Source organism: Salmonella sp. 2018103, assembly GCF_026247685.1.
Lineage (GTDB): Bacteria > Pseudomonadota > Gammaproteobacteria > Enterobacterales > Enterobacteriaceae > Salmonella > Salmonella enterica.
In genome coordinates this window covers 1,934,896-1,949,344 of record NZ_CP111029.1, presented here as the reverse complement: position 1 = coordinate 1,949,344, position 14,449 = coordinate 1,934,896, and the positions used below count along the sequence as shown (strand labels likewise).

General features: G+C 42.8%; 17 protein-coding genes, 1 tRNA gene and 2 pseudogenes. 9 read left to right on the top strand and 11 right to left on the bottom strand.

Going from position 1 to position 14,449, the window contains the following annotated elements:
• Nucleotides 1-46 precede the first annotated feature (46 nt).
• Nucleotides 47-577: a cytochrome b gene (locus OLG56_RS09365; RefSeq protein WP_000929971.1), complete on the top strand. Its 531-nt coding sequence runs from the start codon at nucleotides 47-49 to the stop codon at nucleotides 575-577.
• 82 nt (nucleotides 578-659) lie between these two features.
• Here OLG56_RS09365 and OLG56_RS09360 read toward each other — a convergent pair whose 3' ends face one another.
• The 4 genes from OLG56_RS09360 to OLG56_RS09345 all read right to left on the bottom strand — a co-directional run bounded on the left by OLG56_RS09360 (nucleotide 660) and on the right by OLG56_RS09345 (nucleotide 3,271).
• Complete coding sequence (locus OLG56_RS09360; RefSeq protein ID WP_000761750.1) at nucleotides 660-1,703, bottom strand: sialidase family protein; 1,044 nt, start codon at nucleotides 1,701-1,703, stop codon at nucleotides 660-662.
• A 338-nt stretch (nucleotides 1,704-2,041) separates the two neighbouring features.
• Complete coding sequence (locus OLG56_RS09355) at nucleotides 2,042-2,509, bottom strand: Hsp20 family protein (RefSeq protein ID WP_001218117.1); 468 nt, start codon at nucleotides 2,507-2,509, stop codon at nucleotides 2,042-2,044.
• A 194-nt stretch (nucleotides 2,510-2,703) separates the two neighbouring features.
• Nucleotides 2,704-2,934: a hypothetical protein gene (locus OLG56_RS09350; protein WP_077908890.1), complete on the bottom strand. Its 231-nt coding sequence runs from the start codon at nucleotides 2,932-2,934 to the stop codon at nucleotides 2,704-2,706.
• A gap of 211 nt (nucleotides 2,935-3,145) precedes the next feature.
• The gene (locus OLG56_RS09345) at nucleotides 3,146-3,271 is read right to left on the bottom strand and encodes a hypothetical protein (RefSeq protein ID WP_000758944.1); all 126 of its coding nucleotides are present in this window, start codon (nucleotides 3,269-3,271) and stop codon (nucleotides 3,146-3,148) included.
• A gap of 376 nt (nucleotides 3,272-3,647) precedes the next feature.
• Between OLG56_RS09345 and OLG56_RS09340 the strand changes: the two genes are divergently transcribed.
• Nucleotides 3,648-3,992 carry a c-type lysozyme inhibitor gene (locus tag OLG56_RS09340; protein ID WP_000977725.1) on the top strand — a complete coding sequence of 115 codons (345 nt, stop codon included), beginning with the start codon at nucleotides 3,648-3,650 and terminating at the stop codon, nucleotides 3,990-3,992.
• A 754-nt stretch (nucleotides 3,993-4,746) separates the two neighbouring features.
• Here OLG56_RS09340 and OLG56_RS09335 read toward each other — a convergent pair.
• Nucleotides 4,747-4,823 (bottom strand) — tRNA-Arg (locus OLG56_RS09335).
• 405 nt (nucleotides 4,824-5,228) lie between these two features.
• Entirely contained in the window at nucleotides 5,229-5,786 is a 558-nt protein-coding gene (gene pagC / locus OLG56_RS09330) for a virulence membrane protein PagC (RefSeq protein WP_000789469.1), read from the bottom strand.
• Nucleotides 5,787-6,592: 806 nt separating this feature from the next.
• On the opposite strand from pagC, the gene pagD reads away from it, so the two are divergent.
• The 4 genes from pagD to msgA all read left to right on the top strand — a co-directional run bounded on the left by pagD (nucleotide 6,593) and on the right by msgA (nucleotide 8,568).
• Entirely contained in the window at nucleotides 6,593-6,856 is a 264-nt protein-coding gene (gene pagD, locus OLG56_RS09325) for a virulence protein PagD (RefSeq protein ID WP_001531085.1), read from the top strand.
• Nucleotides 6,857-6,987: 131 nt separating this feature from the next.
• The gene (gene cspH, locus OLG56_RS09320) at nucleotides 6,988-7,200 is read left to right on the top strand and encodes a cold shock-like protein CspH (protein WP_001529140.1); all 213 of its coding nucleotides are present in this window, start codon (nucleotides 6,988-6,990) and stop codon (nucleotides 7,198-7,200) included.
• Nucleotides 7,201-7,616: 416 nt separating this feature from the next.
• Nucleotides 7,617-8,138, top strand: coding sequence for a ricin-type beta-trefoil lectin domain protein (locus OLG56_RS09315; protein WP_024134268.1), 522 nt, complete (start codon nucleotides 7,617-7,619; stop codon nucleotides 8,136-8,138).
• Nucleotides 8,139-8,328: 190 nt separating this feature from the next.
• Nucleotides 8,329-8,568: a virulence protein MsgA gene (msgA, locus tag OLG56_RS09310; RefSeq protein WP_000497451.1), complete on the top strand. Its 240-nt coding sequence runs from the start codon at nucleotides 8,329-8,331 to the stop codon at nucleotides 8,566-8,568.
• Between the two features lie 152 nt (nucleotides 8,569-8,720).
• Here the strand turns inward: msgA and OLG56_RS22300 are convergent.
• Together OLG56_RS22300 and OLG56_RS09305 are read right to left on the bottom strand one after the other, a co-directional pair.
• A pseudogene (locus OLG56_RS22300) lies at nucleotides 8,721-8,804 on the bottom strand (hypothetical protein); the annotation flags it as partial.
• Nucleotides 8,779-8,943 (bottom strand): hypothetical protein, encoded by a 165-nt coding sequence (locus OLG56_RS09305; RefSeq protein ID WP_023214508.1) that lies wholly within the window; start codon nucleotides 8,941-8,943, stop codon nucleotides 8,779-8,781. The pseudogene OLG56_RS22300 and the gene OLG56_RS09305, both read right to left, overlap by 26 nt.
• Nucleotides 8,944-9,440: 497 nt before the next feature.
• Between OLG56_RS09305 and cdtB the strand changes: the two genes are divergently transcribed.
• Both cdtB and OLG56_RS09295 read left to right on the top strand, forming a co-directional pair.
• The gene (cdtB, locus tag OLG56_RS09300) at nucleotides 9,441-10,250 is read left to right on the top strand and encodes a cytolethal distending toxin S-CDT (protein WP_001529135.1); all 810 of its coding nucleotides are present in this window, start codon (nucleotides 9,441-9,443) and stop codon (nucleotides 10,248-10,250) included.
• A 72-nt stretch (nucleotides 10,251-10,322) separates the two neighbouring features.
• Nucleotides 10,323-10,700 carry a DUF1353 domain-containing protein gene (locus OLG56_RS09295; RefSeq protein WP_001277616.1) on the top strand — a complete coding sequence of 126 codons (378 nt, stop codon included), beginning with the start codon at nucleotides 10,323-10,325 and terminating at the stop codon, nucleotides 10,698-10,700.
• A 147-nt stretch (nucleotides 10,701-10,847) separates the two neighbouring features.
• Here the strand turns inward: OLG56_RS09295 and OLG56_RS09290 are convergent, their stop codons facing one another.
• The 3 genes from OLG56_RS09290 to pltB all read right to left on the bottom strand — a co-directional run bounded on the left by OLG56_RS09290 (nucleotide 10,848) and on the right by pltB (nucleotide 12,740).
• Nucleotides 10,848-11,390 (bottom strand): glycoside hydrolase family 108 protein, encoded by a 543-nt coding sequence (locus tag OLG56_RS09290; RefSeq protein WP_061377379.1) that lies wholly within the window; start codon nucleotides 11,388-11,390, stop codon nucleotides 10,848-10,850.
• A 191-nt stretch (nucleotides 11,391-11,581) separates the two neighbouring features.
• Entirely contained in the window at nucleotides 11,582-12,310 is a 729-nt protein-coding gene (pltA, locus tag OLG56_RS09285; protein WP_061377380.1) for a typhoid-like toxin S-CDT ADP-ribosylating subunit PltA, read from the bottom strand.
• Between the two features lie 16 nt (nucleotides 12,311-12,326).
• Nucleotides 12,327-12,740: a typhoid-like toxin S-CDT binding subunit PltB gene (gene pltB, locus OLG56_RS09280; RefSeq protein WP_000275700.1), complete on the bottom strand. Its 414-nt coding sequence runs from the start codon at nucleotides 12,738-12,740 to the stop codon at nucleotides 12,327-12,329.
• A gap of 606 nt (nucleotides 12,741-13,346) precedes the next feature.
• Here pltB and OLG56_RS09275 point away from each other — a divergent pair.
• A pseudogene (locus tag OLG56_RS09275) lies at nucleotides 13,347-14,317 on the top strand (IS3 family transposase).
• The last annotated feature ends 132 nt before the right edge of the window (nucleotides 14,318-14,449 follow it).

The following is a 14,449-nucleotide window of genomic DNA, read 5'->3' as shown; positions in this document are numbered from 1 at the left end:
ATTTTACGCATACTCTACAAGCAGTTGTTAATAAAGGATAATAATAATGGCACATTTCTCAAGACTGCAAATAACGCTTCACTGGTTAACACTGCTCCTGACAGGCATCGCATATGCTGCTATTGAGTTACGGGGGTGGGCGCCAAAAGGCTCCAGCGTTTACCTGTTTATGAAAGACATGCACTATGATATGGGCGTTCTGGTCTGGGCGCTGATGTTTTTACGGTTATATCTTAAACACAAATACCCGGATCCGGTCATTACGCCTCCCCCTCCTCACTGGCAGCACGTAGCCGCTAAATTAATGCATATCGCGCTTTATTTCACTTTTCTCGCCTTACCGCTGCTGGGCGTCGCGATGATGGCGTCAGGCGGGAAAAGCTGGAGCTTTTTTGGTTTTACTGTACCGGTATTTTTGACGCCAGATAGCACCCTAAAATCGGATATAAAGCGTATTCATGAAATGCTGGCCAATATCGGCTATTTCCTGATTGCCATGCATGCAGCAGCGGCGTTGTTTCACCATTACATACAAAAAGACGATACATTTTCAAGGATGTTACCCGGTAAATCATGACTATTTCGGCCATCCCGGCGTGAGAGAGCACGCCGGGCAAGGCATTATTATTCCAGCGCTATCGGTTTCGACTGATAGCGCCTTATACCGTTTGTAATCGACAATATACGATATTTTTCCGGTTCCACGTGTAGGTGATATGTACGACGCCGCCCTCGCTAATAATAGCGGGATAAGAATACTCACCGTGGTCACTTTCCAGGTCCAGTAGCGGTAGCCATGATTCGCCATTATCCTGGGAAGCAATCAGTGAAAGCGGATAGCGCTTTCCCCAGTTGCCGTTGACCGGATTTAACGCAAGAATCAGCGTACCATCCTGCATACTAACCAGATCGATACCACTATTATTATTCGGTAAAGATGTCGCGCGGGCAACAGACCAGGTAGCGCCATAGTCGATTGAATCACTGCGAAAAATTGCCCCGCGTGTGCTTCGTAACAACATATGGATATGCCCCGGAGAAGACTCCCACAGCGTAGGCTGAATAACGCCATCCCAGCGCAGGAGGTTTTCCAGACAACATTCCCACAACATCCCCTTTTTTACACCATCCCACAACGCTACGTTTGTCCCGGAAATAGCGTTATCAGGCTCCAGCGGAACAAAAGAGATATTCCAGTGTTTTCCTTCGTCAGAGGATCGATCCACAAATGCCCTCCACCGTTCAGGACTTTCAATCGACCCTGGCGCAATCCAGGCGCCATTTGATGCCAGCAGGAGTTTATTTTTTACGGGACCGCGCGGCAAAATATCATCGTTAACCAACGGAGCTGGCGTACTCCAGGTAAATCCTCGATCGCTGGAGATGATAAACCAGGTTTTCCACACGTGTACGTCACTGCCTACTTTATAAAATAACCACAATTTATCCGACGGGTAAAATAACACCGGATTCCAGTGCGCTTCCCCCTCGCGTGCCGCCACTCGCTGCGGTGTTGTCCAGATATTATGTTCATAGCGAGATAGCCAGATGGCTGTATCTTCGCTTCCTTCGCGCAACCCCGCGAACCATGCGGCCACGAGCGTACCGCACGGTAAGCGAACAAGCGTAGAGGCATGGCACTGGAAGGACTCGGTTCTGCTTTCCGGTAAAATGACCTGCCGATTGACGAGCGCTAATTTCATACCTGCCTCGATTAAATAAGGTAAAAAGCATCAGCTTTTTTACGTATGAAAGTAGTGTTAGCAGAAATAGCATCAACGCGGTGAAAATGATGAACCGCTATACGAATTTATGTTCAGATATCGCGCCCATAACAGGCAGAATGTCGAGAGTGGACAAAAATTGGACTGACCTCGCGGATAATTCCAACTTACCGCCGTCCAATGGCGACGAGGTCAGTGGCACGGGATAATATAGAGGTCAGGGTTATAATATTTAGCGATCTGTGCCTACAAGCATGACGGGATACTTTTCGCTACAGGCAATGAAGGCCCGTCTAAACGGGCCTCCATTAACGCGATTATGATTTGTGTTCAATCGCCTTTGGTTTACTTTCTATGGCAATTTTTTTCGGTTTCTCGCTTTCAGGGATCTCCTGGTAAATCTCTACCAACAAGAGGCCCTGTTCCAGTTTCGCATTATTCACCTTAGCATGTTCAGGCAAAGAAAAACTCAACTGGAAATCCGCCTTACGAATACCCCGATAAATCCAGTGCGTCTGATCCTCTACCGTATCTTCAGTGTGTTTACCCGTAATATTCAGGTTGCCGCCAACCGTTTCAATTTCAAGCTCTTCCTCTTTCCAGCCAGGAACGCTCACGGTAAGCAGATAGTTATTCGCATCGCGCTTTTGCAGATCGTAAGCTGGCGTCGCAGCGACTGGCGTATCTCCTGTTAATTGACTGAAAAGTCTATCAATACGGTTGAAACGGTCAGAGAAAAGAGAATCAGCAAACACGGGAAGTGCTGACAAGGTTCTGAGTGCCATCATTAACCTCCTGAATCACTATTCAAAAGTTCAACATCAAGGCAAGCATTGCTTGTCCACTGACTACATAGGGACGGAAAAAACATTTTCAAGCCTATAAAAGCCTTTTTTTAGTCACAAATTTAAGTGGTTAACGAAAAATCTCATCCCGTTCATTGCCATTTCCGCAGTCCCTTCATCTTTACAATTTTTCTTCACCAGTCCAATTGATAATGATTATCAATTGCATTAATGTATACAGGTTGGTTATGGCAGTGACCAACGCCCTTCTCCATTATCAAACCCAGCGCCGCCTTCGGGCGGCCTTTTGGGAGGAAATATGGTCGCCAAAAATAAAATTCACGGTCGTCGTATTCATCAGTCTCTGCAACAGTTACATCATCGTTGTCTTTTTCAGCAACTGGCGGTAAGCCCACCAGGAACAAAATATGTTTCAGTCACCGCTGAAACAAAAAACTGGCTTATTCATCTTGTGACTTCAGAGGGTCGTTAGCACGCGATAGTGGCTGTCCATGTTGTCGCTAAAATTTTAATGAAATGACATTTGAAATGACATTTATACATCTACAATTTGCGCCCGGCTACTCCGGGCGCCATACCTGAAGATATGACACCCGTTGCCAGCTGACAGGAATTTTAGTCATCGTCTCCGGCGTAGAAAAATTCGATATCTTTATTAAACCATTTATCAATGTTGTGCCACATCAGACAACCGGTCAGAAAACTTGCGATCAATATCCCTCCTATAAGCCACTTTTTCACATATACTCCTGAATAACCCCTGTTGATGCCATTATCTGATCGATAATAAAAAGACCATCATTTGAAGAAATAGTTTCACTGACAGATACCGTATGAAACGAGACAGTGAACAGTACCGTTTTCTTCGGTTTTTATGCCATAGTATTGAGCAGTGGTGACAATCATTTTCTATCGCGCCATAATGATTTGCAGCCTATAGTTTATGATTTTAAGATTTGTCTACTCATCACATATGTCAGTGATGGATAAATTATAATACGCTTTTCTGGCGCATTTTTCGTCAGTAACAGGAATACTACAGCATTCATCGTATTGATGCCGCTTTATCTCCCGTTCTTCAGGGAATTAACGACAATTTTATGCACAAAGGATACTAATGATGAAACGTAAATTGATCCCATTTACCCTCTTTCTCGCTGCGCTTAGCGCCAGTACCACCTCTATAGCAGCTTCGCAGGAGATTTCTAAATCTATATACACCTGTAATGATAACCAGGTTATGGAGGTGATTTACGTCAACACTGAGGCTGGAAACGCCTATGCGATTATCAGTCAGGTAAACGAGATGATCCCGATGCGGTTAATGAAAATGGCCTCCGGAGCAAATTACGAAGCCATAGACAAAAATTATACTTATAAACTTTATACCAAAGGCAAAACGGCTGAACTAGTGGAAGGTGATGATAAACCTGTTCTCAGTAACTGTTCCTTAGCTAACTAACCTTCAGAAATGCCTGAAGGCTCATCAGGCATTTCCACTTCAACCTTCCTGTAACGTAACGTTAAAAAATATGTGAATCACTACAATAAAATAATGGCTAATTAGTAACCACTTTTAAACATGGCTAATCCTATTTTTAAAGAAAAGTTCGAACTGTCTTAATTGTCGTTGTTGAGCGTTTAAATGTTTTGCTTTATTAAGTGGCCCAGGTAGAATTCACAGCGGCTGGTAACCATTCATATTCGCACTATTGAACGATTATCAGCCAACCGCGCCAGGGTCTTGCATACGCTCTGGCGCGGTTAAATCCCCAGGCCATAAACGAAATCACTGGTTTCTGCTATTGCTCGTATCTTTCACGTTAACCTGCATTATGCTTGCCCACCTGATGTAGAAAAACACCGCTCTGAACCATAGGGTGTGAATTTCATTTTATAAAAAATTGCGGTGCCGGGTGCCTCCCGGTGAACCATACCACAGTCAATATGGCTCGCGAGGAACATTAACTATTTGACTGGACGCCCCGCCGCAAAGGGGGATTCACCGCATAAGAAAAATCTACAACTCACAAGTAATAAAAGACAATAACATTTTTGTGCATTTTTTATAAATGACTATCTTGTCACGTAATAAATGAAATTATTCTGTAACAGTATTGCAGGACAATACTTATTCAAAACTGAAGTGGTCAGTGGGAGTCGAACCCACATCATCAGCCTGACACTGAGGTAATAACATTATACGATAACCACATTGGACCGCCACCGAGGCCTCGAACCTCGCACCATCAACTTAGGAGGTTGATGCTCTATCCAGCTGAGCTAGTGGCGGCTGGGGACTTCTGCCAGGCGCAAAAAAGGTGCTCTCCTGGATAAGATACATACCTTGCTACTTTTCAGTAGTCGTTCAACGGCAGGTACAATATGCGAAGGCGGTCACAAAATCTTGATGACATTGTGATTAATTCCAGGAAAATTTTTCAGAGTGAATCTTGTGAGATCTGGCGTTATTTACACCAGATTGTCCTTCCTGCTTATCACCTACCTGAGCAACCTTGATTGCTTACCACAATCCTTTATCTGTGCTTATGCTGGTGAGATGTTATGTACAGCGTCACTATGACGAAGAGAGTATGACGAAGAGAGAAAAGTCAGGCAGGTACGTGTCACTGGTAAAGAAGCCCTGTTTTATTGACTGGCGGTGCGGAAGGCGAACCTTCCGCATAGCTTATGCTTTTCAGAAACGGTATCCAACCCCGACGTTGAAGCCGTTTATTTTTGTAGAGGAGATGTTGCTTCCTTCATACCCAACATCGACGACGATATTCTCCAGCGGATTCATCTGTACACCTGCGCCCCAGGCAAATCCCGTTTTCCTTGAGGAAATTTTGTTAGAAAAAGAATCGCCATCCTGAGTGGAATGTTCTTTAAACGTCGCCTTTACCGTGCCGACACCTGCCAGCGCGTATAACGAAAAATTGTCAGACAATCGATAGGCTGGCCCAACCATAAAAGAGCCGTACTTCACCTCAAACTTGTCATGGTAATGAATACCTTCAGACTCAACAGACCCGGAAGCCTGGCTGTCTCCATATAAGTAACTTAGCGAGGAAATAAAACTTACCGGAGAGTCATCCTCATAACGATATTTCACATTTACCCCTCGGATATTTTTGAAATCCTGAACTTTACTTTGTGCATACCCCACGGAAAAGGCGTTAGTATCGGCCTGTGCAACATTTACAACCAAAACGCCTGTAGTAATAACTAAAGTGGATAAAATAATATTTTTCATAACAACTCCTTAATACTACTTATTATTTACGGTGTGTTTAAACACCTGCGGTACCGATCCGGCATTCAGTTATCGCCACTATGCCGAATCGACAAAACCACGAATAATTCACCACTATCGCTCCTGATACGTTTACTTCCTGAAAGAGATTTTTACTACCGAAGTTCTCTATCGCTCCTTAAGGTAACCGGTTCTACAATGTCATCTCACTTTTATAGATTTGAATGCTAATTTTTCTCACGCATATATTTTTAACAGAAACCATAAAGTGTTTAGCCACTATAGAACAACAAACTCGCCATACAACCATTTGATATTTAAAGAAAAACCATCACAACCACATTAAGAAACCTGACGCCGATCGGCTAAAAACATGTCATTAAGCAAACTCGCCATATAACCAGAACATATCGCATTGTGCTTCACAGTCCTCACGTGACGCTCCAGCCGCAATACCGTTATATGTCATCGCAGGCGCTGTAATCATATTCACGATAATGCTTAGCACGATTTATTCCCGCTCCGATTTAATCTTTTAATATATCTATCAGTTACAACATTTCTTGTTATAAGAATAGAATCAACACCACAATTCCAACATAAATATCACCCGTGTTGAGAGAAAATTTACATTCCAGAAAAATAATAACAGACGCAAATATTGAACGCGCGATAAAAAAGTCTATTTCGCTATAAAACCCATTATTATTAAGAGTGGTTAACTCTTCGTTGAATAAAAAATGCCAATGACGTTCCATAATTCATTAGATGAACTTCACAAGTCATTACATATAACAGGAGGTGTTATGAGACATCATGCTTTTATGCTTTGGACATTACTTATTTTTTCATTCCATGTTTTGGCCAGTTCAGGCCATTGTTCTGGTTTACAACAGACATCATGGGAAATTTTTATCTACGATTTTGGTAGTAAAACCCCGCAACCGCCTGCAAATACCGATAAAAAGCAAGCCAGGCAGATTAGTTCACCATCCTGCCCGACGGCAAAACCCATGATGTCCGCACCAACCAACGACGCCAGGAAAGGGAATACTTTCTCCAGAACATAATGTTATTTATCTACAATGGTGCCGAACGACTACTTTTAGCCATCCGGAAATCTTGATTGCCATCAAATATAGCTGGCATTATTTTTCCTGACGTGTATAGTGCGCCCCGTTATCCCCATTAAGGAATTTGTTTGTCTCGTAAAATGACAGGAATTGTCAAAACCTTTGATTGTAAGAGCGGTAAAGGTCTCATCACCCCCTCCGATGGACGCAAAGATGTTCAGGTCCACATTTCAGCATTTAGCCAACACGAAACAGAAGCGCTTATCCCCGGTATACGCGTTGAGTTTTGTCGTATTAATGGCCTCCGCGGACCTACCGCCGCCAACGTTTATCTTTCATAATTCGTCCCTCGGCATTTTTTCAGAAAAATTTAGCGAGCCCGTATACCTCCGCAGTCTGCTATGAGGCTTTGTCTGAAAGGCTGCAGAATGTTTTCAGTGGCGAAAATCTAAAGGATTTATTTTGCTGATGACTCCCGTGACCTCTCTTATCATATATCGGGTGTCAGCCCCCTTCTCACTTTGTTTAACGTGAAGAAATGTACAGCCGTTTTTCACTGTGATAGCATCTAATATTGCAAAAGTATTTAACGCTATATACCCATCGTCACAGGAGTGGCTGGCTGCGCGCATTTAACCGAAGTATTTATGTGATTCTATCGGAATTATCTCTATTGCCGCTCAATGCTACGTCATATTCAGTGGGTATAAATCGCCAATATAGTTGTAACGCTATTTATTTTTAGGGTAATAATTGAATGACTTTGCTTTCAGGAAAAACTACACTGGTTCTCTGCCTCTCCTCTATTTTATCTGGATGTACGACGAACGGCTTACCCGCACCTTATAGTATTAATTTGTCGTTCCCGGTCATTACACAAAACCAAATTAATTCCGGTGGTTATTACATAAATGACGCGGAACAAATTCGGACAACTGATGGTCTGTGCCTTGATACAGGCCCAGATCAACAGAATCGTTTGACGCTGCGGGAGTGTAAGCATGTGCAATCTCAGCTTTTCTCATTTCACCGAGACAGAATCATGCAGGGTGAGAAATGTCTGGATGCTGCAGGACAGGGTACGAAAGAAGGCACGCCAATCATTCTTTATTCATGCACGGGTAATGATAACCAGCGCTGGCTCACTGATGATAACAAAATTAAGGGGAAACAGAGCCGAAAATGCCTGGGCACAAATAGCATTATTGTCAGAAAAGGCGACCCTGTTGTATTGGCCGATTGCGATTTTAGTCGTGCCCTGGAATTTACCATCAGGTAGCAGGACACCGCTGTGAAGAGAGAGTCGCTAACCTCATGACACGACAACAGGTTAGCGACCTTTACTTCCACGTGCGGTCAATTTACTTTACGCCCGCAACGTCAGGATGACAAAACGGCGGCTAAACCTTGACACCAGTTATATACCCAGCTTAAATACTGGTCATCCAACCAGTAAAAAGGAAATGGCGATGTTCGTCGAACTCGTTTATGACAAGCGAAATGTTGAAGGTTTGCCAGGCGCACGCGAAATCATCCTCAATGAACTCACAAAACGTGTACATCAACTTTTTCCCGATGCGCAAGTGAAAGTTAAGCCAATGCAGGCGAACGCATTAAACAGTGACTGTACAAAAACCGAGAAAGAACGGCTGCACCGTATGCTGGAAGAGATGTTTGAAGAGGCTGATATGTGGCTGGTCGCCGAATAACGTCCCCTCCTGCGAAAGCGACATATCCGATCGAAAACAGCGCCCTGAGGCGCTGTCTGTGACGATATAACGCAAACGCCACCACTCAGAACATGTAGCGGAAGTGGCGTTTATCGCATGGTCAACATTCTATTTGCCAAATGCCGCCAGCTCCAGTCCTTGCCACTGAACGTTTTGCCCAGTGCCACACCTGTACGCCCTATCAACGGATTATACGTTTTGCTGCGCATCGACACTATTGGTCACGGTTTTACAGTAAAAACGGTACCTGTTCTCAGGTTCTTCCGGCATCAGTGCACCGTTATAATGGTGAGGTGTGACGCTATTGTAGTCGTTCAAGATGTATCCATTAATTTGTCCGGTTTTCTTGTTCATTAAGTCACCTGTTTTGTGTTGAGGTGAGAATATCACCTTTAATCAGGTGACCAAATTTACTGTGTCACTACAAGAATGAGAATAGATGAAATGTTACCTTCCACACAGGGATATAATAATTCTGGTAATTAAAAATTTATGTTTACTTATAAAGTACTAATGATATCGAATCTCTATTTCCGCATATAAATCAACCCAATACAGTTACAATGAGATAAGTGAATGTAGTTTTAAATTCAGTTAGTTGTTTATCTATAGTTGTCTCTTTGGTATTAACAATAATTAATTGATTGTACTGAATAAACTATCACTTTACCTCTGTAATAGACATCTATTTTAGTTTTATTGACGTTAGACTATGTATCTTACTATCTGCACAAGACATAGAACCAGAAACAAGTCAGGCATTGCCAGAATAAAATCAACGTCATGAAACAATGGGTTATGAACACATATATCATTCAGATAAAGAAGTAATAATCGGGAGAGTAGATATCATGAAAAAACCTGTTTTTTTCCTTCTGACCATGATCATCTGCAGCTATATTTCTTTTGCCTGCGCTAATATCAGTGACTACAAAGTTATGACCTGGAATCTTCAGGGCTCTTCAGCATCTACAGAAAGTAAATGGAATGTCAATGTCAGACAGCTTTTAAGTGGTACTGCCGGTGTGGATATTCTTATGGTACAGGAGGCCGGTGCTGTTCCCACCTCAGCGGTTCCTACCGGACGACATATTCAGCCTTTTGGAGTGGGTATTCCCATTGATGAATACACCTGGAATCTCGGAACCACCAGCCGTCAGGATATAAGATATATCTACCACTCGGCTATTGATGTTGGAGCGCGCCGTGTTAATCTGGCAATAGTTTCCAGACAAAGAGCGGATAATGTTTATGTCTTGCGTCCGACAACTGTCGCATCTCGCCCCGTCATTGGCATCGGACTGGGTAATGATGTTTTTCTGACAGCGCACGCACTGGCTAGTGGAGGTCCGGATGCTGCAGCTATTGTCAGGGTTACCATTAATTTTTTTAGACAACCTCAGATGCGGCATTTATCCTGGTTTCTTGCCGGGGATTTTAATCGCAGCCCAGACAGACTTGAAAATGACCTGATGACTGAGCATCTGGAACGAGTTGTAGCCGTACTCGCACCTACAGAACCCACGCAAATTGGCGGTGGTATTTTAGATTATGGGGTCATTGTCGATCGAGCACCTTATTCACAAAGGGTTGAAGCATTACGTAATCCACAACTCGCTTCTGATCATTATCCCGTAGCCTTTTTGGCACGAAGCTGTTAATGAGTAAATAGCGTTGACGACATGTACTTTGAGCGTAAGGTGCAGAATATATATTTATTGTAAGGTAAAATTATGAGTTGTTTTACCAGTCCAGCAATTATGGAAATGTTAGGTCATTATAAATGGCGTGTTTATGAGCCATTCAGGTTTTATCTCAGTGAAGATAAAAATGATGTCATTGAAGTACCGGTAGGATTCGTTACCGACCTTGCCACTGTTCCGCGTATTTTCTGGTCATTATTGCCACCGGATGGTGAATATGCCAAAGCGGCAATCATTCATGACTACCTGTATCATTATCCATTACGTAACAGAAAAGAGTCCGATCTCATATTCCTGGATGGAATGAAAGTTCTGGGCGTGCCAAAATGGAAAAGGATAATAATGTATTTAGCCGTAAGAATATTTGGCTGGAAATACTATCATTCTCATACCATACAACATAATTAATTTCTCGTTTTTAACACACAAAGAACTATAGAAAAACCTGACGCCTTAATATAGTAATAATGAGACTTAGTGGCTTTCACCAGTTCTCTGTGTGAATATATCATTATATGCTATCATCACAAACCGCCATAGTGGTAAGTAAGGGAATTACAACCTTACCCGTTCCTTTATCCATCCATAAACAAATGACTCATTCGCCTGGCGCTTTTCAGCTAACTCCAGATAGCGTTGTCCCTGACTACAATTCAATGCCCGGATAAGTATCATTTCGCCCTCAACTCTCCGGTGAGAGAGAAAAAATGTTAGTGCCGAAAGCGTTCGTGGCCCAATCTGACCATCTGCTATCAAATCCGGATAAATTTTTTGCTGATCATTAAAAACATTAAGCCAACGCTGGAAGTACTTAATCGGGATTGAGGGTCCCATGTTCACACCAGTATCACAAAGCTCAGCTGCGATAGAGTGAGAGATAATGGCAATCTGATCAAGTCGTGGACCATACCAATAATCTGCCTCAAGGATTTTTAATGCTTGATTACGGGTAAGATTCCGCATATCCCCCATATAGCCATTAGCCCTGGCCGTCGTCAGGGTTATACCCCAATGCGTTGGTCCCCCCCTGTCGTCAGGGTGATCAACGTAACCGCCTTCTCTACTAAGGATAGCTGCAAAGATTTCATCTTTAGTCATAATGACTCCTTCTAATATTAATAAAATACGTACCTGAATGCTATGATTGATAATGCAATGAATCTGATAAAAAACTTATTGAAGTATATAAACATTTATATTTAAGTGGATAGCCAACTTAATAAACAATATTAACCAGAGCACTAATAAACGGTCTGTTTAATTTAATAGGCAACATAGGTAAGTTTCATTTATTTAGAAAGTATAAGTTCTATTACAGGTCTTGCATCATAAAAAGACATGTTGTATACGTCAGCTCTTTGCCCTCGATGTGATTGACATACGCTACCTATTGAAAAGCATGAACTTATTAATAGGCCGAATGCATCAATTCGTTGTTGGGTATACGTCTGCGGTTCCGGAAGAAAAGGTATCACGCCAGGATTAGACGTAGTACTCAAACCTAAATAACTGGAATTCATTGTGCTTACACCATCCTTTACCAGACCTGTTGCGCTATCATAAACAAGCGCCACGGCCTTTTGAATATTCTCGGGTAAAATAGATAATGTGGAAACATACTCTCTTTGCAATCGCATCATCGTTTTTTCATAAGCATTAAAGTGACCACCTTGCGTTTCCAGATAGGTGATGGATGGGAGCAAGCTGTAGAAATTATTATCTGCACGAATCTGATATCTGTATAAATTACCTTTGAATGTTGAACGAGAATAGTACGCTCTGGCTATAGCATATGTTTGATTAACACTTGAGGTTGTTGCAATATAGCGACTGTCACTACTTCCGCCACTACATGACCTTCCACTGATAAATTGCTGAAAGTTACGGTTATACCCAAGTAGTGAAAACCCATCGCGAAAAATAACGTCCGGCGGGGTTGAGTCCACACGATACACAAAATCTACTGCATAGTTATTAAAGCTAACTATAGATAAGGTTAAGAGTATTAACTTTTTCATTATTTCTTCTCCCCTCTTACTTGGGTCCAAAGCATTGTGTCGCACTGCACGATGATAGTCCCACAAGAGCATTTGCTGAAAAGGTATTTACAAAAAGCGGATAGGTCCAGATATTTTTTTGAACATGAATCCTTACGGATTGCCCTGTACTATAAAAATATCTTGCCTGGTCAAGAAGTTCTTTAAAGGAGGGTGCCCATATGCTCTGCTTTGATACCGCACATGCAACAACTGGTGTACCACTACCGTTAGCTTTAACCGTTTTTATGCAAAAATAAGGACTAGTATCTATCTGACCAACATGTATTTCACTGATAACTTCGTCTGAGTAATAGGCGTTCGTTTTATCTCCTGTCCACTCAGCGCTGGCATTAAAAGAATAAAGGAGAATTAATAATGTATAAACAGGCACAAACTTATTTATATACATACTACTCTCCTGTACATTTAAAATAATTAACAAAGCACAAATTTATTATATCTCATCACATCTAAATCCAGTCTATCATGATTTACTTCAACACAATGTTACCAACCACAACAAACACTCAAATTACTTGTGAATAGCAATTAATACATATATAAAAAATTTCATCACTGATAATAAGCACACCTGTTTTATCAGTTACAGAATTCCTGCCACGGTAATAACACAGGTACTTCCGGCTCGTATTGATCGCCGTCGTCTGTCTACTGGTTTTCATTTTCAGCAAAGCAGGACATAACTCATTAAGAAATTGACGATAATTTAACAAGCCCGTTCTTTGCAAGAACGTTCTGGATAACTATCAGATCACTATTGTAGGATCAAAGAGTGGGGAATAAATCATTATCATCCAACTGAATCATGGACGACATCTTATTAACTGGCAATCTTTTTCCGGTGTAGTGATCCTACCCGCGTAATCTGTCTGTACCCTCCAGGTAAAGTGTCTGGCAATTTAGTCAACCTATTGTTGACCTTCCCCCTGTAAACAGTACCAGTCTAAACTGAAGTTTCCGGGCTTTCTTCCATCTCACAGAAAGGCGCATTGTCATGAAAAAGACCCGTTATACCGAAGAACAAATTGTATTTGCCCTGAAACAGGCTGAAACTGGCACCCGCGTCGGGGAAGTCTGCAGAAAGATGGGAATTTCTGAAGCCACATTTTACAACTGGAAGAAAAAATTTGCCGGGCCGGGCGTGACGGAGCTGCGGCGTCTGCGGCAACTGGAGGATGAGAATCAGCGTCCGGCGGGGATGCTGGTTGCTGATGCAGAGCAGAACCGTTTACCACTGGCAGAGCCGGCGTGACGATCGGGCGATAACCCTGCGTATCCGGGAAATAGCGGAAACCCGGATACGCTACGGTTGCCCGCGTATTCATATTCAGTTGCGCCGGGAGGGATGGCCTGTTAACCACAAGAAAACCCACCGGATTTATTGTCCGGAAGGCCTGAATCTGCGCAGAAAACGCCCCCCGCAGACATGTCAGTGCAGCACGCCGTCAGCAGCGCCTGGTCCTGACGCATGTCGATCAGTGCTGGAGTATGGATTTTGTGCCAGATAATCTGTTTAACGGGCGGCGTTTTCGGGCGCTGACTGTAGTGGATAATTTTAGTCGGGAATGCCTGGCGATCCATGCCGGAAAATCGTTAAGAGGCGAGGATGTGGTCAGAATAATGGAGGCACTGCGGGTGCCGGATAAGCGGCTGCCGGTACGAATCCAGACGGATAACGGCAGCGAGTTTATCTCAAAAAGTCTGGATAAATGGGCGTATGAACACGGCGTCACAATGGACTTCTCGCGCTCCGGAAAGCCGACAGATAACCCGTTTATTGAATCATTTAACGGCAGTCTGCGGGATGAATGCCTGAACAATCACTGGTTCCTGTCACTGGAAGATGCGCAGGAAAAACTCGGCAACTGGCGCAGGGAATACAATCATGAGAGAACGCATTCATCATTAAATGACATGACTCCGGCTGAATTTATCCGAAGTCTCCGGAAAGACGAAGATCTCTGATTTAGCACTTACTGAATTTGGGCCAAGGTCACTTTTATTCGCCAAACTGGCTTTAACGATTATGCCTACTGGGATAGGTTCTAAGTTGATCATCAATACGTAAAATATCTATTTACGAACAAAAAGTAACAG